The following is a 19,660-nucleotide window of genomic DNA, read 5'->3' as shown; positions in this document are numbered from 1 at the left end:
ATGACCTCGGCGGCAGCCATTCCTTCGGTGGCACTCAACGACGAGAACAGCATTCCCGCGCTCGGAATCGGGGTGGGCGAACTGTCGGACGCCGAAACCGAGCGCGCGGTCTCGACCGCGCTCGAGATCGGCATCCGCCTGATCGACACGGCGGCGGCCTACGGCAACGAGGCGGCGGTCGGGCGCGCGATCGCCGCGTCCGGCATTCCGCGCGCGGAAATCTTCGTCACCACCAAGCTGGCGATGCCGGATCACGGGTTCCGGTCGGCTCAGGACGCCTGCCGGGCCAGCCTCGAGCGACTGGGCACCGACTACGTCGACGCCTACCTGATCCACTGGCCCGGTCCCGACCCCGGCGCCTACATGCACAGCTGGGGCGGCATGCTCAAGCTCAGGGAGGACGGCCTGGCCAAGTCGATCGGCGTATGCAACTTCTCGGCCGAGGATCTGTCCAACGTCATCGAGCTGTCCTTCAGCGCGCCCGCCATCAACCAGATCGAGCTGCACCCGTTGCTTAACCAGGCCGAGCTGCGCGCCGCCAACGCCGAGCACGACATCGTCACCGAGGCCTACGGGCCGCTGGGCGTCGGTCGGCTGCTGGACAATCCGACCGTCACCTCGATCGCTGGGGAGTACGGCAAGTCGCCCGCCCAGGTGCTGATCCGATGGAGCCTGCAGCTCGGCAACGTCGTCATCCCCCGGTCGGCGACGCCGGAGCGGATCGTCGAGAACGCCGACGTGTTCGAGTTCGAGCTGGCCGCCGAGCACATGGACGCGCTCAACGGGCTCGACGAGGGCACCCGCTTCCGCCCGGACCCCGCGACGTACACGGGCACCTAGACCGTCGTCGAGGGGTCAGCGCGGCGGCACTCCCTCGAGGATGAGGCTGACCGCCGTCTCGACGCGTTCGGCGGCCCGCTGGAAGGTCATCGTGCCCGCCGCCGCCTGAATCAGGGCTCCGGAGAACACCAGCTCGAGCGTGGTGATCACCTCGGGCCACGAGCCGGGGCCGACGGCGGAGGCGATGAGCCGGTGGATCTCCTGTCCGATCAGCTCCCGCGCCCGGTCGGCGGTCGGCCCGCCGTCGAGGAACACCGCCGAACAGGCCGACGCGATCGCGGGCTCCTCTGCGATCATCAGCATCATCTGGCTGAGCTGCTCGGCGACCCGGGTCAGCGAACCGTGGCTGGCCTCGGTACTCAACTCGACGCCCCGAATCCGGCGCAGGCACGTCTCGACGATCAGGGCGTCGGTCGAGGAGAACAGCTCACCAGCGGCCCTGGTGGAGACGCCGGCGCGGGTGGCCACCTCGTGGACCGTGACGTGATTCGCCGAGGACTCGCGCAGCAGGGCCACGGTCGCATCGACCAGCCGCTGGGTGATCTCCTCGTTCGACCTGGCGCGCCGCCGAACCTCCAAGTCGGTCACGTCGGACGACCCTTGACTGGACATGTGTCCAAGTTATCCGTGGTGCGGATGCACGGACAAGCCAGCACGTCGGACGGGACGCCGCCACCCCACCTCACCCGGCGGGACAGGTCGCGGCGGCGTCGCGCAGTACCACCGCAGAGCGCTCGTCGATCGGCAGCGCGTAACCCCGCAGCACGGCGGCGAACTGGACGGCGTACTGGCACCAGAAGGCGTGATTCGGCGGCATCCAGTCGGCCGGCTCGGCGTCGCCCTTGTCCTGGTTGGCCTGCCCCTGCACGGCCAGCAGGTTGGCCGGATCGTTGGCGAATCGCACGCGCAGGTCATCGGGCCAGTCGCGAGCGCCGAGATCCCAGGCCAGGGCCAACGGCACGATGTGATCGATCTGGACTGCTGCGCCGATCTGATTGCCGCGGGTGAACGCCACGGTGTCATTGGTGTACGGATCGTGCAGCGTGCCCGCCGCGACGGCCGTCGGGCAGCGCTTGATCGAGGTGAACGTCTTGTCGACGAGGTCGCGGTCGAGGATGTCGTTGCGGGTGTCACAGCCGTTGTGTCCACCCGGCGCGCCGTTGTCGTCGGTCCAGGCCTCCCCGAAGGCCGCTCGGCGATAGTCGTGTTCGCGCACCCGGACCGGGATCGACGGGATGCCGGCCAGGACGTCCACCCCCGGCGCCACCGTCGGCACGTCGGCCGCGGCGACGAAGCGACCGTCGCGCTCGGCGGCGACGGAGACCTGGACGGCGACGGTGACGGCCAGGACCACCGCGACGATGAGCCAGACCGGCTTCCTCACGCCTTGTCCAGGTACTCGACGCGCTCGGTCTCGGCGAACGGCGCTGCCAGCACGGCGATTCCGCGGTACTCCAGCAGCCGGGGGTCGGCCTCGTACACCTGTTCGGCGAACGCCCGCGCGGCCTCGATGATCTGCCGGTGCTCGGCCAACGACAGCAGTTTCAGCGTGATCGGTCGGCCGGACTGGGTGAGCCCGAGAACGTCGCCCTCCCGGCGTTCCTCGAGATCGAGGTCGGCGAGCTCGAAACCGTCGAGGGTGGACGCCACGGCCTTCAACCGCGCCCCGGCCTTGGAGTTCTCGGGGAGGTTGGTGGCCAGCAGACAGAGGCTGGGGTGCTGACCGCGGCCGATGCGTCCGCGCAGCTGGTGCAGCTGGCTGATGCCGAAGCGGTCGGCGTCCATCACGACCATCACGGTCGCGTTGGGGACGTCGACGCCGACCTCGATGACGGTGGTGCACACCAGGACGTCGATCTCGCCGGCGCGGAACGCGGACATCACGGCGTCCTTCTCGTCCCCGGAGAGCCGGCCGTGCATCAACCCGAGGCGCAGCCCGCTCAGCGGCCCGCGCCCGAGGAGTTCGAATAGTTCCACCACGGTGGTCACCGGCGGACCCTGCTGGCCATCGGTTGCCTTCTTGCCGGAATCCTTACCGCCCGTGTCGGTTTCGTCGATGCGCGAGGCGACGACGTAGGCCTGTCTGCCGGCGCGGACCTCCTCGACGATTCGCTGCCAGGCTCGCTGCAGCCAGGCGGGCTGCTGTCCGACGAAGATGGTGTTGGTGGCGATGGGCTGCCTGCCGCGGGGAAGCTCGCGAAGCACCGACGTCTCGAGGTCGCCGTAGACCGTCAGCGCTACGGTGCGCGGGATCGGCGTGGCCGTCATCACCAGGAGGTGCGGGGTGATGCCACCAACGGCCTTGGCGCGCAGTCGGTCTCGCTGCTCGACACCGAAGCGGTGCTGTTCGTCGACCACCACCATGCCGAGGTCGTGGAACTCCACGGCGTCCTGCAGCAGCGCGTGCGTGCCGACGACGATGCCGGCCTCCCCGCTCGCGACCGCCTCGCGTGCCTGCCGCTTCTGCTGGGGCGTCATCGATCCGGTGAGCAGTGCGACCCGGGTGGCACCCTCGACGCCACCGAGCTGGCCCGCCATCGCCAACGGACCGAGGACGGCCCGAATGGACCGGTCATGTTGCACTGCAAGAACTTCCGTCGGCGCCAGCAATGCGCACTGATATCCGGCGTCGACCATCTGCGCCATCGCCAGGACCGAGACGATGGTCTTTCCCGAACCCACCTCCCCCTGCAGCATCCGGTGCATGGGCTTGGTTTCGGCGAGTTCGGCGGACAGGACCTCGAGTACGTCGCGCTGGCCCGCCGTCAGCTCGAACGGCAGTTGCCGCCACAGCGCGGCGGCCAGTCCGTCGTCACGCGCCGGGGCGGGCGGGCCCGTGTCGCCGAGCGCACCGTGACGACGTTCCACCAGCGCCCACTGCAGTCCGACGGCCTCGTCGAACGCCAGGCGCAACTTGGCGCGTTCGCGCTCGTCCTCGCTCTCGGCGAGGTGGATGGCTCGCAGGGCCTCGTCCTCCCCGAGCAGATCCCATTGCCGGCGCAGGGATTCGGGCAACGGGTCCTCGATCGGATCGAGGACGGCAAGCACCTGGCGAATGCAGGCGTAGATATCCCAGCTCTGCACCTTCGCCGAGGCCGGATAGATGGGGAAGAACTCCCGCTCGAACCCCGAGAGCGATAGCTCGCCATCGCTGGTGCGCGACGTCTCGGCGATCTTGGCCAGCGACCGGCTGCCCTTGCCCTGTCCGGCACCCTCCAGGATCAAGAACGCGGGATGGGTCAACTGCATCGTGCCGCGGAAGAACCCGACCTCGCCCGAGAGCATCAGCTGCGTTCCCGGCACCAGGATGTTCTTGGTGTACTTGGCGTTGAAGAAGGTGGCCGTGACCTTGGGTTTGCGGTTCTCGAGCGTGACCACCAGGAATTCCCGCTTGGGCTGCCGGTTGGTCCAGCGGACGTCGGCCTTGGCGATCTGATCGACGAAGGTGACGTGCTCGCCCTCCTCGGGGGGTTGCCAGCCCTCGTCGAGCACCGACATGCCGTGGCTGTAGCTGCGCGGATAGTGCCGCAACAGGTCGTCGACGGTGCGGATGCCGAAGTGCTCCTCGAGCGGACCCGCGGCCTTGGCACCGATGACCCGGTCCAGGGAATCGGTGAGGGCGACGGTCATGTCGCTGCGTCGCTTCGCTCGCCCGGCACGGCTACTCCACCCCAATCAGCAGCGCGTCGCCGCGATGGCCGGTGTGATAGGTCACCAACTCGGCGCCGAGGTGTCGGTTGTGGACGTAGTCCTGCAGCGCGGCGCCCACCGACGGGTCGACCCCCTCGCCGGTCAGAACGGTGACGAGTTCGCCTCCGGCACTGAGCAGCAGATCGATGAGGCCCTCGCCCGCTGCGACGACGTCCTTGCCGACCACGAGCACCTCGTCACCGGAGATGCCGAGCCCGTCACCGGGGCTGCAGGTGCCCGCCCACGTCAGCGCCTCCTCGGTGGCCACCCGCACCGATCCGTGCCTGGCGCCGGCTGCGGCCCGGGCCATGGTGTAGCCGTCGTCGACGGCCTGGCGGGCGGCGTCGTGCACCGCGAGCGCGGCCAGCCCCTGCACCATCGAGCCCGCGGGCATGGGCACCACGTCGATGCCCCACCCGATCGCCGCGGTGCACCCGGCCACCAGCTCCTCGGCGGCGACGTACCCGTTGGGCAACACCATGATCTGCGCCGCGCCGGCATCGACGAGCGCCCGCAGGAGGTGCTGGGCGCCGATCGCCTCCTCACCCCGGCGCAGGACGTGTGCGCCCTCGCCCTCGAACAGCTCCCCCGCTCCCTCGCCGTCCACGATCGCCAGCACGGCCCGGTCGCGGGCCCACCCACCCGAGGGAATCGCGCCGGCGCCCGTCAGCGCGGTGATCTGGATGCGGCTTGGCGTGCCGACGTCGAGCACCGCCTCGACCGCGGCCCCCGCATCGTCGCTGTGGACGTGCACCGAGTAGCGCTCGCCGGTGCCCGAGGTGGCGATGGTGACGGAGTCGCCGAGTTTCTCGAGCCGGGCGCGAAGCGTCTCCAGCCCGGCCCGATCGCATTCGTCGACCAGGTACATCACCTCGAATCGAGGGGGCGCGACGACGGACACCTCGGTCGACCCGGTGACGACACCGGTCGGCTCGTAGGCACCGCGGTGCGGGACGTGTCCGGTCAGGGTGGCGCTCAGCGCGTCGAGCAGGACCAGCAGACCGCGGCCGCCCGCGTCGACGACTCCGGCGTCGGCCAGGACGTCGAGCTGTTGCGGCGTCTTCTCCAGCGCGATCACCGCGGCGTTGGACGCCACGGCCACCACGTCGGCCACGTCCGGGCAGTCGAGCGCGGCGTCCTCGGCGGCACCCGCGGCCGCCGCAAGCACCGAGACGATGGTGCCGGGCACCGTCTCACCGACGCAGGCGTCGGCCAGGACCACGGCATGGCGCAGCGCCGAGGCCAGCAGCGGTCCGTCGATGTCGGCGAGCACGCCGCCGCGCTCCTCGGCGGCGCCGGCGGCGACGTCGGCAAGCCCGCGCAGGATCTGGGAGAGGATGACCCCGGAGTTGCCGCGCGCTCCCTGCAGGGCGCCCTCGGCCAGCGCGGCGGCGACGGCCGCCACGTCGGCGACGCGGGTCGATTCGGCCCTCGCCCCTGCCGCGCGCATGGTGAAGAGCATGTTGGTGCCCGTGTCGGCATCGGCGACGGGGAAGACGTTGAGCCGGTTGATCTCGTCGGTGCGCGCCATGAGGTGGCTGACGGCGGCGTGCGCCCACTCCCGCAGGGCAGTGGCGTCGAGTCGGCGTGCGGACATTCCCAACCGCCTCTCCTTCGACCCAACGCGGCCACGTGCGCGTCAGCCTAGCCACTGTGCCCGACACCGCGCCGATGCCGTCGGCGCCATGCACAGCGCGCAGCGGTGCTGTGCATACGGTTTTGGCGATACCCGGTGCGGCCGGTATCCTGGTCAGGTTGTCGGGTCACCCGCGTCGCGGTCGTTGGCCCCCAGTACCGATCAAGGAGTTCACATGGCTGCGGTTTGCGATGTCTGCGGGAAGGGTCCCGGCTTCGGCAAGTCGGTGTCGCACTCCCATCGTCGGACCAACCGCCGGTGGGATCCGAACATCCAGACCGTGCATGCCGTCACCCGTCCCGGTGGCAACAAGAAGCGCATCAATGCGTGCACGTCCTGCATCAAGGCAGGCAAGGTCGCCCGCGGCTGATTAGCCGCTTCACCACACGCCGAGTGTGCGGTGAGATCGTCCCGACCCGTCGGATGACGACCTGCCGGCACACCCGGCGTGTCTGCGTGGCCTAGGGCAGTCGCCAGTCGATCGGCTCGGCGCCCATCTTCTCCAACAGTTCGTTGGCGCGGCTGAACGGCCGTGAACCGAAGAACCCCCGCGACGCCGACAGCGGCGATGGGTGTACCGACTCGATGGTCGCGCAGTGCGCATCGGTCAGCATCGGCTTCAGCGTCTGCGCGTCGCGGCCCCACAGGATGGCCACCAGCGGTTCGGACCGGTCGGCCAGCGCCCGGATCGCGCGCTCGGTCACCGCTTCCCAACCCTTGCCGCGGTGCGAGGCGGGCGTGCCCGCCCTGACCGTGAGCACCCTGTTGAGCATCATCACCCCGCGCTGCGACCATGGCGTCAGGTCGCCGCAGCTCGGCGCCGGGTGGCCCAGATCCGTGGCGTACTCCTTGAAGATGTTGTCCAGGCTGCGCGGCAGCGGCCGCACGTCGGGGGCCACCGAGAAGCTCAGGCCGACGGCGTGTCCCGGCGTCGGATAGGGGTCCTGCCCCACGATGAGCACCCGCACGTCCTCGAAGGGAAAGGTGAAGGCCCGCAGCACGTTCTGACCGGCGGGCAGATAACCCCGGCCGGAGGCCAACTCGGCGCGCAGGAATTCACCCATCTGGGCTACCTGGTCGGCCACGGGCTCGAGCGCTTGCGCCCAGCCCTTCTCGACGAGCTCGGAGAGCGGGCGTGCAGTCACGAGAGGTCAACCTATCGTGTGACCACACCGGGCGTGCCGACCGAATCGGCTCCATGGGGTCGGGAACGTCACACCCGATGACACCGTCGAGCCATCAAAACGATTGCCAGCCCGTGGCACCGGCGGGCGCGGCGCCGTCCACCAGCACCCGCGCCGGCCCATCGATCACGTGCCCGATCGGCCGCCACCCGGCCGGGAGGGCGCCCGGGAAGGTCGCGACCAGCGCGTGGTCCTCACCGCCGGCCAGCACCCAGGTCCACGGGTCCGCACCGGTGAGCTCGGCGGCGCCGGCGACCGCGTCGTGGTCGGCCGCCAGCGCGGCCCGCGACAGGTCAAGACCGACACCCGACGCCGCTGCGACATGGCCGAGGTCGGCGAGTAGGCCATCGGAGACGTCGGTCATCGCCGTCGCACCGGCGTCGGCGGCAGCACGCCCCTGACCGTAGGGCACCGCGGGCACCAGATGTCGGCCGCGAAGGTCGGGGTGTTCGTCGACGTCACCCAGCCATAGGGCATGTCCGGCAGCCGAGCGGCCCAGCTCACCGACGACCGCGACGACGTCACCAGGGCGGGCACCGGCGAGCAACACCGGCTGCCTACCGCCGAGATCGCCGATGGCGGTCACCGAGATCACCCACTGCGGAGCCGCGACCAAGTCACCGCCGACGATGCTCGCGCCGAACGTGCCTGCCTCCTGCCACATTCCGTCCGAGAGCCGCTGGGCGTCGTCGGCCAAGGTGGACCCGGGAGCGCCGAACGCGACCACGAACGCCGTGGCGACGGCCCCCATCGCTTCCACGTCGGCGGCGTTCTGGGCGATCGCCTTGCGGCCGACGTCCTGCGGCGCCGACCAGTCCAGCCGAAAGTGTCGCCCCTCGACCAGCATGTCGGTCGTCACCACCACCCGGCCGTCGGCCGCGACGACCACGGCGGCGTCGTCACCCGGTCCCACCTGGACGGTCCGCGGGTGCGAGCGCCCCGCGACGAGGCCGTCGATCACGACGAACTCGCCGCGATCGGCGAGCGTGTCGCCGACTTCACGATCGGCCATGTCACCCCTTGATTGCGTGTCCTGAACACCGGCGCGACCTGCGGTACGTTTGGGTCCCTGCGGCGTGGAGTCTATGCAGGCGGAACGGAGGACGGCGCGAGTGGTCGAGGCATTCATGCTGGTGCAGACCGAGGTCGGGCGCGCCGAGGTGGTCGCCAAGCAGCTGGCGGGACTGCCGGGAGTGGCCTCCGCAGAGTACGTGACGGGCCCCTACGACGTCGTCGTCCGCGTCGAGGCCAGCACCACCGACGAGCTCGAATCCGTCGTGGTGCCCAGCGTGCAGAACGTCATCGGCATCACCCGCACCCTGACCTGTCCGATCGCCGACGGAGTGCACTCCTAGAGTGCAGGGGTGATCGAAGAAGCCACCGCCGAGGGCCCCGCCAACGTCGGCGACGGCGATGACGACGAAGACGAAGACGGTCCCCCGCGCGCGCTGTTGATCGCCGCGATCGTCGTCGCCGTCGGTGCGGTGGTCGGGATTCTGGTGTTCGCCGCCATCAGGGAGGCCACGCCGGCCCCGCAGCCCGTGGCCATCGCCGCCGCGCCGGCGCCCCATGCCGATGGCGAGGCGTGTGGCGCCTTGTTGAAGGCTCTGCCCGACGCGTTGGGCGACTACCACCGCGCCAAGGCCGTCGAACCCGTTCCGGCGGGGGCCGCGGCGTGGCAGACGGCGTCGGGGGGTGACCCGGTCATCCTGCGCTGCGGGCTGGACCGCCCCGACGACTTCGTGGTGAGCTCGCCGCTGCAGGTGGTGGACGACGTCCAGTGGTTCCGCATCCCCGGTGACGGCCGCACCACGTGGGTGACCGTCGACCGTCCGGTCTACGTGGCATTGACGCTGCCCGACGACTCGGGACCGACACCCATTCAAGTGATCTCGCGGACGGTGGCCCAGACGCTGCCCGCCACCGCGCTCGATCCCGCGCCGGCGCGCTAGCGCAGACCGATCCCCCTGGCCACCGCGGTATCGACCATCGTGGCGAGCAGCGCCGGGTAGTCCAGCCCGCTGGCCGCCCACATCCTCGGGTACATCGAGATGGTGGTGAAGCCCGGCATCGTGTTGATCTCGTTGATCACCGGGCCGTCGTCGGTCAGGAAGAAGTCGACCCGTGCCAGGCCCTGGCAATCGATGGCACGGAACGCCCTGATCGCGAGTTGCCTTATCTCCTCGGCGATCTCGTCGTCCACCTTCGCCGGGACGTCGAGCTCGGCAGCGTCCTCGAGATACTTGGTGGCGAAGTCGTAGAACGCGTCCTCGCGGCCGCGCACGCCGGCGACCCGGATCTCGCCGACCGTGCTGGCCTCGACCCTGCCGTCGGGCAATTCGAGCACCCCGCACTCGAGCTCGCGGCCGTGCACGGCCGCCTCCACGATCACCTTGGGATCGAAGGTGCGCGCCACCGCGATGGCGGCGTCCAGTCCGTCCCACGTGTCGACGCGGCTCACGCCGATCGACGAGCCACCGCGCGCTGGCTTGACGAACACCGGCAGACCAAGGCGTTCACGGTCGTCGAGCTCGAGGGTGGCGGCGTTTGCGCGCAGCACGACTTGATCGCCGATCGGCAATCCCTCGGCGGCCAGCAGCTTCTTGGTGAACTCCTTGTCCATGCCCGCGGCGCTGGCCAGGACACCGGCCCCGACGTAGGGCACGCCGGCCAGCTCGAGCAGACCCTGGATGGTGCCGTCCTCGCCGTACGGTCCGTGCAGTACCGGGAAGACGACGTCGACGGCGGCCAGCACCTGTCCCGCACCTTCGCCGAGGGAGAGCAGCTCGCCGCGGCGGCGCGGATCGGCCGCCAGCGCCAGCACGGAACCGGAGCCGTCCGACACCTCCGGAAGTCGCCCGTCGGTGATCGCCAGGGTCTCCGGCCGGCCGTCGGTGAGCACCCACGATCCGTCCGGCGTGATGCCGACGGCCACGACCTCGAAGCGCTCGGGATCCAGGTTGCGCAGGATGCTTCCGGCGGAGACGCAGGAGATGGCGTGCTCGGAGCTGCGTCCGCCGTAGACGACGGCGACGCGCGTTCGGGCCTGCTGAGACGATCGGGAATCGGGCCCCTGGGTGACGCTCACAACCTAGAGAGGCTACCGGCTGCCCTCCTTCGCGCAGCGCACTGCACGCTGAGCTGGGGGTTCGCCGGGTTTCGCCCTACCCCAACGCTCGAACGACGTCCGCGACCAGGTCGTCGACGTCCTCGATGCCCAGCGACATCCTGGCGAAACCGGCCGGGACCGGATCGCCCCAGCGCGCCCGCCGGTCGACCGAGGTGTGGATGCCGCCGAAGCTGGTCGCGGCGACGAGCAGATCGCTGCGTTCGACGAGTCGGTGCACGGCCGAGGCGTCGGCGAGTTCGAAGGCGACGAGGCCGCCGAACCGGCGCATCTGCGCGCACGCGACGTCGTGGGCCGGATCGGCGGGCAGCCCGGGGTAGCGCACCGACCGCACCGCCGGGTGATCGCGCAGGACGAGCGCCATCGCCAGTGCGTTGTGACACTGGCGGTCGAACCGTAGACCTGCGCTGCCGAGACTGCGCAGCGCCAGCCACGCCTCGAACGGACCGAGGATCGCCCCCGACAGGAGCCGCTCGCGTTCGACGGCAGCCAGCAGCTCACCGTGGCTGCCAGCGACGTAGCCGGCGAGCAGGTCACTGTGACCGGAGAGCGCCTTGGTGGCACTGGCCACCACGAGGTCGGCCCCGAGCGAAAGAGGTTGCTGCCCAAGCGGTGTCGGTGTCGTGTTGTCGACGACGAGCGTGGCACCGCGGCTGCGGCACGTCATCGCCAGCCGGTGCAGGTCCACCACGTCGAGCGTCGGGTTGACCGGGGTCTCCGCCACGACGACGTCGGCGGACTCCGCGGCCGTGCAGATGTCCGCGGCGCTGGTCTCGCGCACCTGGACACCGAGCGGCGCCAGGTACTCCGCGGCGTACCGGCGCACCTGGTAGTAGCCGTCGGCCGGAACGACGAGCGTCGCGCCGGGTTTGGCGAGGACGCGCAACACCGACGTGATGGCCGCCATCCCCGAACCGAAGGACAGTGCCCAGCCGGCCCCCTCGAGCGCGGCGAGGGCCGCCTCGAGCTGTCGCCAGGTCGGGTTGGAGCTGCGGCCGTAGGAGTCCAGCGGCTCGGATTCGTCGTCGGACAGGTGGTAGGCCGCCACCGGCATCGGCGGGGGCGCCACCGGTTGGCCTGGAACTCGTTGCGAGGCAGTCGCCTTCACGCTGCGAGTGGAGTCTCCGTACGGTCCGCTCATCGCCTCACTCCGGCTTCGTGGTGCGTCCGAGCAGCAGGGCGACCGCCTCGGTGACCGACAGACCGTGGTGGCACACCCGATCGACGGCTTCGGTCAGCGGCATCTCGACGTCGTAGCTCTGCGCCAGCGCGAGCACCGACCGGCACGACGTGACGCCCTCGGCGACGTGCCCCTGCGCCTCGCGCAGCGCCGATTCCATGCTGCCGCCGCGGCCGAGCCGCTCGCCGAAGGCGCGGTTGCGTGAACGGGGCGAGGTGCAGGTCGCGACCAGGTCACCGACCCCGGCGAGCCCGGCGAGCGTGGTGCCCTTGGCGCCCAAGGCGATTCCCAGCCGCATGATCTCCGCCAGGCCACGGGTGATGATCGCGGCGGCGGTGTTCTCCCCCAGCCCCACTCCCGCGGCCATGCCGCTGGCCAGTGCGATCACGTTCTTGCACGCCCCACCGATCTCGGCGCCGACGACGTCGGAGTTGGTGTACGGGCGAAAGTACTTGGTCGAGAACGCCCGTTGCAGCGCCACCGCGCGCCCGGAGTCCGTGCACGCGACGACGGTCGCGGCGGGTTGCTCGTCGAGGATCTCGCTGGCGAGGTTTGGCCCGGTGACGACGGCCACCCGGGACGGGTCGACCCCGGTCACCTGAACGATGACCTGGCTCATCCGCATGAGGGTGTCCAGCTCGATGCCCTTGGCGACGCTGACCAGTGTGGTGTCGGCACCGATGGCGTCGCGCCACGGTTCGAGGTTGGCGCGCAACGTCTGCGACGGAACCGCCAGCAGCACGGTGCAGGCCCCGTCCAGCGCCGCCGTCGCGTCGCCGGTGGCGCGGATCGAGGCGGGCAGCTCGACGTCCCCGATGTAGCGGGTGTTGCGGTGGGTGTCGTTGATCTCGTCGGCCAGCTCGGCACGCCGCGACCAGAGCGTCACCTCGTTGCCCGCGTCGGCAAGAACCTTCGCCAGTGCGGTACCCCACGCACCAGCGCCCATCACCGCAGCCTTGACCACGGGAACAAATCTAGCCTGAGTGGCGCTGCTGGCAGGATGGCAGGCGTGATGACCACCGACGGCGCAGGCGCGGGTCGGCCGGCGGCGAGCGAAGCGACGGGGTATCGGCCGGCGGCGAGCGAAGCGACGGGCGTCGCCGACGTCGGCCTGATCATCGCGGTCAAACGACTCGACGCGGCCAAGACCCGCCTGGCCTCCGCCTTCGCCCCGGGGGCGCGCGCCGGCGTGGTGCTCGCCATGCTCGTCGACACCATCACCGCGGCCTCGGCCGTGCCCGCCGTCGACCGGGTAACCGTCATCACCCCCGACGACGCGGCGGCGGCCGCGGTCCGGGAACTCGGAGCCGAGGTGGTGGTCGACTCCACGCCGCACGGGCACACCGACCCCCTCAACAACGCCCTCTCACTCGCCGAACGGGCCGTCCGCCCCCACACCCCGAACATCGTTGTGCTGCAAGGAGATCTGCCGGCCTTGCAACCGGTCGAACTGGCCGAGGCGATCGGTCGGGCCCGCGGTCATGCCCGCAGCTTCGTCAGCGACCGGCACGGCACCGGCACCTCGGCGCTGTTCGCCTTCGGTGTGCCGCTGGATCCCCGGTTCGGTATCGATTCCGCGCAGCGCCACACGGATTCGGGCGCGGTCGAACTGACGGCGCCCTGGCCCGGCATGCGCTGCGACATCGACACCCCAGACGACCTCGCCACCGCGCTGAAGTTGGGCGTCGGTCCGGCGACCGCCGCGGCGGTGGCCCGCACCTAGCGATGCGATCCGCCGATAGGGAATGATCTCCAGTGTGACCGAAGCCGAGACACGACCTGCTGAAACGGACTGGGTATCGGATGGCAGCACGCCAGAAGCGCCGCCGGCCACTACCCCGGGGGCGACGGATGTCTCCCCCGCCGAGGCGCTGCCCGACGATCGCTACCTCAATCGCGAACTGAGCTGGCTGGACTTCAACTCCAGGGTGCTGGCGCTCGCCTCCGACCCGTCGTTGGCGCTGTTGGAGCGGGCCAAGTTCCTGGCGATCTTCTCGTCCAATCTCGATGAGTTCTACATGGTGCGGGTGGCCGGCCTGAAGCGCCGTGACGAGATGGGACTCTCGGTGCGCTCGGCGGACGGGCTGTCCCCGCGGGAGCAGCTGCGGCGCATCGGCGAGCGCACGCAGCAGCTGGCCAGCAGGCACGCCAAGGAGTTCATGGAGTCGGTGCGGCCCGCGCTGGCCGACGAGGGCATCATCGTGGTGACCTGGGCGCAGCTCGACGACGACGAACGCGGACGGTTGTCGACCTACTTCCACGAACAAGTCTTCCCGGTGCTCACCCCGCTTGCGGTCGACCCGGCGCATCCCTTCCCGTTCGTCAGCGGGCTGAGCCTGAACCTCGCCATCACCGTGCGCCAACCCGAGGACGGCACGCAGCACTTCGCCCGCGTCAAGGTGCCCGACAACGTCGACCGCTTCGTCGAGCTGGGCCCACGCGAAGGGGGTGCGGCAATTCGGTTCCTGCCGATGGAGGAACTGATCGCGGCATTCCTGTCGGTGTTGTTCCCTGGCATGGAGGTCGTGGAGCACCACGCCTTCCGGATCACGCGCAACGCGGACTTCCAGGTCGAGGAGGACCGCGACGAGGACCTGTTGCAGGCGCTGGAACGCGAACTCGCCCGCCGCCGCTTCGGCTCTCCGGTTCGGCTCGAGGTCGCCGACGACATGACCGAGAACATGCTGGAGCTCCTCCTGCGCGAACTGGACGTCCATCCCGGCGACGTCATCGAGGTTCCCGGGCTGCTCGATCTCTCGTCGCTGTGGCAGATCTACGGCGTCGACCGACCCGACTTGAAGGATCCGCCGTTCGTTCCGGCCACCCCGCCGGCGTTCGGTGAGCGCGAGACGCCCAAGAGCATCTTCGCCACCCTGCGCGACGGTGACGTCCTCGTCCACCATCCCTACGATTCCTTCTCCACCACGGTGCAGAGGTTCATCGAGCAGGCTGCCGCCGACCCGAATGTGTTGGCCATCAAGCAGACGCTGTACCGGACCTCCGGCGACTCGCCGATCGTCAGCGCCCTCATCGATGCCGCCGAGGCGGGCAAGCAGGTCGTGGCCCTGGTGGAGATCAAGGCCCGCTTCGACGAACAGGCCAACATCAAGTGGGCCCGCGCCCTCGAGCAGGCGGGCGTGCACGTGGTGTACGGGTTGATCGGGCTCAAGACGCACTGCAAGACATGCCTCGTCGTGCGCCGCGAGGGTTCGACGATCCGGCGCTACTGCCACATCGGTACGGGCAACTACAACCCGAAGACGTCTCGGCTGTACGAGGACGTGGGGTTGCTGACGGCCTCCCCCGACATCGGCGCGGACCTGACGGATCTGTTCAACTCGCTGACGGGCTACTCGCGAAAGGTGTCCTACCGCAACCTGCTGGTGGCACCGTATGGCGTTCGCCGCGGCATCGTCGAGCGCATCGAGCGGGAGATCGCCGCGCACCGCGACGGCGCGGACGCACGGATCCGCCTCAAGGCCAACGCCTTGGTCGACGAGCAGGTCATCGACGCGCTGTACCGGGCGTCGCAGGCCGGCGTCCGGGTCGAGGTGGTCGTGCGGGGCATCTGCGCCCTACGCCCCGGCGCCCCCGGCTTCTCGGAGAACGTCACCGTGCGGTCGATTCTCGGGCGTTTCCTGGAGCACTCGCGAATCATTCACTTCCGCGCCATCGACGAGTTCTGGATCGGCAGTGCGGACATGATGCATCGTAATCTCGACCGTCGCGTCGAGGTGATGGCACAGGTCAAGGATCCACGGTTGGTCGACCAGCTCAACGACGTGTTCGAGTCGGCCCTGGATCCGACGACCAGGTGCTGGGAGCTCGGTTCCGACGGTCACTGGACTGCCTCACCCCACGAGGGTCAGACCGTCCGCGACCATCAGGTATCTCTGATGGAACGTCACCGGCATCCGTGACGCGCTCCTCGGGGGCGGCGGCTGTCGGATGGCCGGTCGACCTCCAAATGATCTGCAGGAGTTGAGTTGACGAAGCAAAGCCCGCCGTCCACGGCGGGCCGGGTGATCCTTGCGGCCGGGGCAGTGCTCTGGCGCGCGGCCGACTCCGATGCTGCCGCCGAACCACTGGTGGCCGTCGTGCACCGACCCCGGTACGACGACTGGTCGCTGCCGAAGGGCAAGGTCGACCCTGGCGAGACCGAGCCGGTGACCGCGGTCCGCGAGGTGTTCGAGGAGACGGGTTTCGCGGCGGTGCTTGGCCGTCGGCTGGCGGCCGTCAGCTATCCGGTCGAAGGTGACGTCAAGCACGTGCGCTATTGGGCGGCCCGGGCACTTGGCGGTGAATTCACCGCCAACGAGGAAGTCGACGAACTGCTGTGGCTGCCCCCGAAGGAGGCACTCAAACGGCTCCAATATCCGGATGACCGGAAGGTGCTGCGACGCTTCGCCAAACAACCGGCCGACACCAGGACGGTCCTCGTCGTCCGGCATGGCACGGCGGGAAGCAAGGCTAGGTACAAGGGCGACGACCGCCAGCGGCCGCTCGACAAGCACGGCCGGGCGCAGGCCGAATCACTGGTGGGGCAGCTGTTGGCCTTCGGCGCCACCGAGGTGTTCGCCGCGCCCAGGCTGAGGTGTCAACAGACGGTGGGCCCGCTCGCCGAGGAGCTGGGTGTCCCCATCCACGACGAGCCAACCCTCACCGAGGAGGCCTACGCCGACGCTCACGGCCCGGCGAGACGACGGCTGCTCGAGATCGCAGCGACGACCGATGGCACGCCGGTGATCTGCTCGCAGGGCAAGGTGATTCCCGATCTCATCGCCTGGTGGTGCGACCGCGACGGTGTGCGACCGGACAGGTCCCGCAACCGGAAGGGCAGCACGTGGGTGCTGTCGCTGGTCGGAGACAAGCTCATCGCCGCCGACCACATCGGCTCTCCGCTGGCGGCCGACCGGTAGTTCGAACGAAGACACGCCGTGAATCACGATGATTCACGGCGTGTCTCGATCCGGAGGTGACCTCCGGGGCTGCTGCTACTTGCGACCGCGCTTGACGGGAGCCTTCTTGGCGGGCGCCTTGGTGGCGGTCGTCTTCTTGGCCGGCGCCTTGGTCGCGGTGACCTTCTTGGCCGGGGCGGCCTTGGCGGCGGTCGTCTTCTTGGCCGGCGTTGCCTTGGTGGCCGTGGCCTTCTTGGCCGGCGTTGCCTTGGTGGCCGTGGCCTTCTTGGCCGGCGTTGCCTTGGTGGCCGTGGTCTTCTTGGCCGGCGTCGCCTTGGTGGCCGTGGCCTTCTTGGCCGGCGTCGCCTTGGTGGCCGTGGCCTTCTTGGCCGGCGTCGCCTTGGTGGCCGTGGCCTTCTTGGCCGGCGTCGCCTTCTTGGCCGGCGCCTTGGTGGCAGCCTTCTTCACTGCCTTCTTGGCCGCGTTCCGCTTGGCCGGGGCGGCGGTGGCACCGCGCTTGACGGCGGGACCCTCCGATGGGAGACGCTGTGCGCCAGACACAACCGCCTTGAATTGAGCCCCGGGACGGAATGCCGGGACGGACGTCGGCTTGACCTTGACGGTCTCACCGGTGCGCGGGTTGCGCGCAACACGGGCGGCACGGCGACGCTGCTCGAACACGCCGAAGCCGGTGATGGTGACGCTGTCGCCCTTGTGGACGGCACGCACGATGGTGTCGACGACGTTCTCCACGGCGGCGGTCGCCTGCCGACGATCGGTGCCCAACTTGTCCGTGAGGACGTCGATGAGCTCTGCCTTGTTCATGCAAAACCTCCGAAGCCAGTGGCCCACCTTGAGCCAACTGAAAGCTACGGTAAACCTTTACACGGCTGATTTCCAAGAGCCACGCCCAATTTCAGGGATAGCTGGCAATCAATTCGGCAATCAGGTTGCCCCACACCGGCGGTGGTACGCGGGTCCCAAACCGTCCTTGCTGGGGGCGATTTCGGCTCCGAATCGGGCCTCCTTAGACGGGAAGGGTGGTCGGCTTCCAGCTCGGTCGGCGCTGCTCATAGGCGGTGATCTCGTCCTGTTTCCGCAGCGTAAGGCCTATGTCGTCGAGTCCCTCGAGCAGGCGCCACGCGGTGTAGTCGTCAATCGTGAACGGCACCATGACCGTTCCCGCGACGATGGTTCGATCCTTCAGATTCACAGTGATTTCCAGACCCGGCTGCTGCTCGATCAATTTCCACAGCAGTTCCACATCGTCCTGGGTCACTTCCGCCGCCAGGAGTCCGGCCTTTCCGGAATTCCCCCGGAAGATGTCGGCGAACCGCGACGAGATGACGACCCGGAAACCGAAGTCCATGAGCGCCCACACCGCGTGCTCGCGAGAGGACCCGGTGCCGAAGTCGGGACCGGCCACCAGAACCGAACCCCGGTCGAACGGCGGGAGGTTCAGGACGAAGGACGGGTCGTTGCGCCAAGCGGCGAACAGACCGTCCTCGAAACCCGTTCGGGTGACCCGCTTCAGATAGACCGCGGGGATGATCTGGTCGGTGTCGACGTTGGACCGGCGCAGCGGCACACCGATCCCGGTGTGGGTGCTGAAGGCTTCCATGACTGTCTCCTAGCGATTCTCGGTCAGGTCGGCGGGCGAGGACAGGCGGCCGCGCACCGCGGTGGCAGCGGCAACGGCGGGCGAGACGAGGTGGGTGCGACCCCCCTTGCCCTGGCGCCCCTCGAAGTTTCGGTTGGACGTAGCGGCGCAGCGCTCCCCCGGCGCGAGCTGATCGGGATTCATGCCCAGGCACATCGAACATCCGGCCTGTCGCCACTGCGCCCCCGCGGCGGTGAACACCTCGCCGAGGCCCTCGGATTCGGCCTGTGCCCGGACCCGCATCGACCCCGGCACCACCAGCATCCGCATCCCGTCGGCGATCTTCCTGCCGCGCAGTACCTCCGCCACGACCCGCAGATCCTCGATGCGCCCGTTGGTGCACGACCCCACGAAGACCGTGTCGATGGGGATGTCCCGCATCGCCGTGCCCGGGCGAAGGTCCATGTAGGCCAACGCCTTCTCGGCCGCCTGGCGCTCTCCCTCGTCGACGATCAGCTCGGGATCGGGCACCGCGGCGCTCAGCGGAACGCCCTGCCCCGGGTTGGTGCCCCACGTGACGAACGGGCTCACCGTCGCGGCGTCGATGTAGACCTCGGCGTCGAATTCGGCTCCCGCATCGGTGCGCAACCGGCGCCACGCCTCGACCGCGGTGTCCCAATCAGCACCGCTGGGGGCGTGCGGTCGCCCGCGCAAGTACTCGAAGGTGGTCTCGTCGGGGGCCACCATGCCGGCGCGGGCACCGGCCTCGATGCTCATGTTGCAGATCGTCATCCGGCCCTCCATCGACAGGGCTTCGATGGCGCTGCCGCGATATTCGATGACATAGCCCTGTCCGCCGCCGGTGCCGATCTTCGCGATTACCGCGAGGATGACGTCCTTGGCGCTGGCGCCCTCGGGCAGGACGCCGTCGACGTTGACCGCCATCGTCTTGAAGGGCCGCAGCGGCAAGGTCTGCGTGGCCAGCACGTGCTCGACCTCCGAGGTGCCGATGCCCATCGCCAGGGCCCCGAACGCGCCGTGGGTCGAGGTGTGGCTGTCTCCGCACACCACCGTCATTCCCGGCTGCGTCAGCCCCAACTGCGGACCGATGATGTGCACGATCCCCTGTTCGACGTCACCCATCGGGTACAGGCGGACACCGAACTCCTCGCAGTTGCGCCGCAGCGTCTCCACCTGCGTTCGCGATACGGGGTCCGCGATCGGCTCGTCGATGTCGATCGTCGGGACGTTGTGGTCCTCGGTGGCGATCGTCAGATCCGTGCGCCGAACCGGGCGCCCCGCCAAGCGAAGTCCGTCGAATGCCTGCGGGCTGGTGACCTCGTGGACGAGGTGCAGGTCGATGTAGATGAGGTCCGGCTCGCGCGCGGCCCCCTCCCCGGAACCGTGGACGACGACGTGGTCGGCCCAAACCTTCTCTGCAAGGGTGCGTGGTGTCTCGGTCATCACCGTGTTCGTTCCTTCGGGCCAGCCGCAGAGGGCGCTGC

Annotated in this window: 19 protein-coding genes; 7 read left to right on the top strand and 12 right to left on the bottom strand. The window is 69.5% G+C overall.

Annotated features, from left to right (window positions below; translation table 11 throughout):
- Positions 1–840, top strand: a complete 840-nt coding sequence (locus tag SBI80_RS06150; RefSeq protein ID WP_318973492.1) for an aldo/keto reductase — start codon at positions 1–3, stop codon at positions 838–840.
- Positions 841–855: 15 nt separating this feature from the next.
- Here the strand turns inward: SBI80_RS06150 and SBI80_RS06145 are convergent, their stop codons facing one another.
- The 4 genes from SBI80_RS06145 to SBI80_RS06130 all read right to left on the bottom strand — a co-directional run bounded on the left by SBI80_RS06145 (position 856) and on the right by SBI80_RS06130 (position 6,127).
- Positions 856–1,428, bottom strand: coding sequence for a TetR/AcrR family transcriptional regulator (locus tag SBI80_RS06145; RefSeq protein WP_318973491.1), 573 nt, complete (start codon positions 1,426–1,428; stop codon positions 856–858).
- Between the two features lie 94 nt (positions 1,429–1,522).
- A complete protein-coding gene (locus tag SBI80_RS06140; protein WP_318973490.1) occupies positions 1,523–2,224 on the bottom strand; it encodes an HNH endonuclease family protein in 702 nt (233 codons plus the stop codon).
- Positions 2,221–4,470 (bottom strand): ATP-dependent DNA helicase RecG, encoded by a 2,250-nt coding sequence (recG, locus tag SBI80_RS06135; RefSeq protein ID WP_318973489.1) that lies wholly within the window; start codon positions 4,468–4,470, stop codon positions 2,221–2,223. Before recG ends, SBI80_RS06140 begins: the two co-directional genes overlap by 4 nt.
- 31 nt (positions 4,471–4,501) lie before the next feature.
- Positions 4,502–6,127 (bottom strand): fatty acid kinase ATP-binding subunit FakA, encoded by a 1,626-nt coding sequence (locus SBI80_RS06130; protein ID WP_318973488.1) that lies wholly within the window; start codon positions 6,125–6,127, stop codon positions 4,502–4,504.
- Between the two features lie 214 nt (positions 6,128–6,341).
- Between SBI80_RS06130 and rpmB the strand changes: the two genes are divergently transcribed.
- A complete protein-coding gene (gene rpmB / locus SBI80_RS06125) occupies positions 6,342–6,536 on the top strand; it encodes a 50S ribosomal protein L28 (protein WP_284227688.1) in 195 nt (64 codons plus the stop codon).
- Between the two features lie 91 nt (positions 6,537–6,627).
- Here the strand turns inward: rpmB and SBI80_RS06120 are convergent, their stop codons facing one another.
- Together SBI80_RS06120 and SBI80_RS06115 are read right to left on the bottom strand one after the other, a co-directional pair.
- A complete protein-coding gene (locus SBI80_RS06120; protein WP_318973487.1) occupies positions 6,628–7,311 on the bottom strand; it encodes a uracil-DNA glycosylase in 684 nt (227 codons plus the stop codon).
- 94 nt (positions 7,312–7,405) lie between these two features.
- On the bottom strand, positions 7,406–8,362 hold the full coding sequence (locus SBI80_RS06115) for a thiamine-phosphate kinase (protein ID WP_318973486.1): 957 nt from the start codon (positions 8,360–8,362) through the stop codon (positions 7,406–7,408).
- A gap of 100 nt (positions 8,363–8,462) precedes the next feature.
- On the opposite strand from SBI80_RS06115, the gene SBI80_RS06110 reads away from it, so the two are divergent.
- Together SBI80_RS06110 and SBI80_RS06105 are read left to right on the top strand one after the other, a co-directional pair.
- The gene (locus SBI80_RS06110) at positions 8,463–8,705 is read left to right on the top strand and encodes an Lrp/AsnC family transcriptional regulator (RefSeq protein ID WP_318973485.1); all 243 of its coding nucleotides are present in this window, start codon (positions 8,463–8,465) and stop codon (positions 8,703–8,705) included.
- 9 nt (positions 8,706–8,714) lie between these two features.
- On the top strand, positions 8,715–9,302 hold the full coding sequence (locus SBI80_RS06105; RefSeq protein ID WP_413232637.1) for a DUF3515 domain-containing protein: 588 nt from the start codon (positions 8,715–8,717) through the stop codon (positions 9,300–9,302).
- Here the strand turns inward: SBI80_RS06105 and SBI80_RS06100 are convergent.
- The 3 genes from SBI80_RS06100 to SBI80_RS06090 all read right to left on the bottom strand — a co-directional run bounded on the left by SBI80_RS06100 (position 9,299) and on the right by SBI80_RS06090 (position 12,621).
- A complete protein-coding gene (locus tag SBI80_RS06100) occupies positions 9,299–10,438 on the bottom strand; it encodes a D-alanine--D-alanine ligase family protein (protein WP_318973484.1) in 1,140 nt (379 codons plus the stop codon). The two genes, SBI80_RS06105 and SBI80_RS06100, sit on opposite strands and share 4 nt — an antisense overlap.
- A gap of 76 nt (positions 10,439–10,514) precedes the next feature.
- A complete protein-coding gene (locus SBI80_RS06095) occupies positions 10,515–11,618 on the bottom strand; it encodes a cystathionine gamma-lyase (RefSeq protein ID WP_318973483.1) in 1,104 nt (367 codons plus the stop codon).
- A gap of 4 nt (positions 11,619–11,622) precedes the next feature.
- On the bottom strand, positions 11,623–12,621 hold the full coding sequence (locus tag SBI80_RS06090; RefSeq protein WP_318973482.1) for an NAD(P)H-dependent glycerol-3-phosphate dehydrogenase: 999 nt from the start codon (positions 12,619–12,621) through the stop codon (positions 11,623–11,625).
- 45 nt (positions 12,622–12,666) lie between these two features.
- On the opposite strand from SBI80_RS06090, the gene cofC reads away from it, so the two are divergent.
- From cofC to mutT1, 3 genes are all read left to right on the top strand, one after another.
- Positions 12,667–13,380 carry a 2-phospho-L-lactate guanylyltransferase gene (cofC, locus tag SBI80_RS06085; RefSeq protein ID WP_318973481.1) on the top strand — a complete coding sequence of 238 codons (714 nt, stop codon included), beginning with the start codon at positions 12,667–12,669 and terminating at the stop codon, positions 13,378–13,380.
- A gap of 22 nt (positions 13,381–13,402) precedes the next feature.
- Positions 13,403–15,577: an RNA degradosome polyphosphate kinase gene (locus SBI80_RS06080; protein ID WP_318973480.1), complete on the top strand. Its 2,175-nt coding sequence runs from the start codon at positions 13,403–13,405 to the stop codon at positions 15,575–15,577.
- 66 nt (positions 15,578–15,643) lie between these two features.
- Complete coding sequence (gene mutT1 / locus SBI80_RS06075; protein WP_318973479.1) at positions 15,644–16,576, top strand: 8-oxo-(d)GTP phosphatase MutT1; 933 nt, start codon at positions 15,644–15,646, stop codon at positions 16,574–16,576.
- A 75-nt stretch (positions 16,577–16,651) separates the two neighbouring features.
- Here the strand turns inward: mutT1 and SBI80_RS06070 are convergent, their stop codons facing one another.
- The 3 genes from SBI80_RS06070 to leuC form a co-directional block, all read right to left on the bottom strand.
- Entirely contained in the window at positions 16,652–17,380 is a 729-nt protein-coding gene (locus SBI80_RS06070; protein ID WP_318973478.1) for an HU family DNA-binding protein, read from the bottom strand.
- 202 nt (positions 17,381–17,582) lie between these two features.
- On the bottom strand, positions 17,583–18,176 hold the full coding sequence (leuD, locus tag SBI80_RS06065) for a 3-isopropylmalate dehydratase small subunit (RefSeq protein ID WP_318973477.1): 594 nt from the start codon (positions 18,174–18,176) through the stop codon (positions 17,583–17,585).
- Positions 18,177–18,185: 9 nt separating this feature from the next.
- Positions 18,186–19,619, bottom strand: coding sequence for a 3-isopropylmalate dehydratase large subunit (gene leuC / locus SBI80_RS06060; protein ID WP_318973476.1), 1,434 nt, complete (start codon positions 19,617–19,619; stop codon positions 18,186–18,188).
- Positions 19,620–19,660 lie beyond the last annotated feature (41 nt).

It is taken from the genome of Mycolicibacterium sichuanense (genome assembly GCF_033741125.1).
Taxonomy (GTDB): Bacteria; Actinomycetota; Actinomycetes; order Mycobacteriales; family Mycobacteriaceae; genus Mycobacterium.
The sequence above is the reverse complement of the archived record's forward strand: the minus strand, read 5'-3'. Positions and strand labels throughout refer to the sequence as shown.

Bases quoted from the DNA above. Each gene is read 5' to 3' on its own strand.
- SBI80_RS06150 (WP_318973492.1), top strand. From the start codon at position 1: ATGACCTCGGCGGCAGCCATTCCTTCGGTGGCACTCAACGACGAGAAC.
- recG (WP_318973489.1), bottom strand. From the start codon at position 4,470: ATGACCGTCGCCCTCACCGATTCCCTGGACCGGGTCATCGGTGCCAAG.
- SBI80_RS06130 (WP_318973488.1), bottom strand. From the start codon at position 6,127: ATGTCCGCACGCCGACTCGACGCCACTGCCCTGCGGGAGTGGGCGCAC.
- rpmB (WP_284227688.1), top strand. From the start codon at position 6,342: ATGGCTGCGGTTTGCGATGTCTGCGGGAAGGGTCCCGGCTTCGGCAAG.
- SBI80_RS06115 (WP_318973486.1), bottom strand. From the start codon at position 8,362: ATGGCCGATCGTGAAGTCGGCGACACGCTCGCCGATCGCGGCGAGTTC.
- SBI80_RS06095 (WP_318973483.1), bottom strand. From the start codon at position 11,618: ATGAGCGGACCGTACGGAGACTCCACTCGCAGCGTGAAGGCGACTGCC.
- SBI80_RS06080 (WP_318973480.1), top strand. From the start codon at position 13,403: ATGATCTCCAGTGTGACCGAAGCCGAGACACGACCTGCTGAAACGGAC.
- SBI80_RS06070 (WP_318973478.1), bottom strand. From the start codon at position 17,380: ATGAACAAGGCAGAGCTCATCGACGTCCTCACGGACAAGTTGGGCACC.
- leuD (WP_318973477.1), bottom strand. From the start codon at position 18,176: ATGGAAGCCTTCAGCACCCACACCGGGATCGGTGTGCCGCTGCGCCGG.
- leuC (WP_318973476.1), bottom strand. From the start codon at position 19,619: ATGACCGAGACACCACGCACCCTTGCAGAGAAGGTTTGGGCCGACCAC.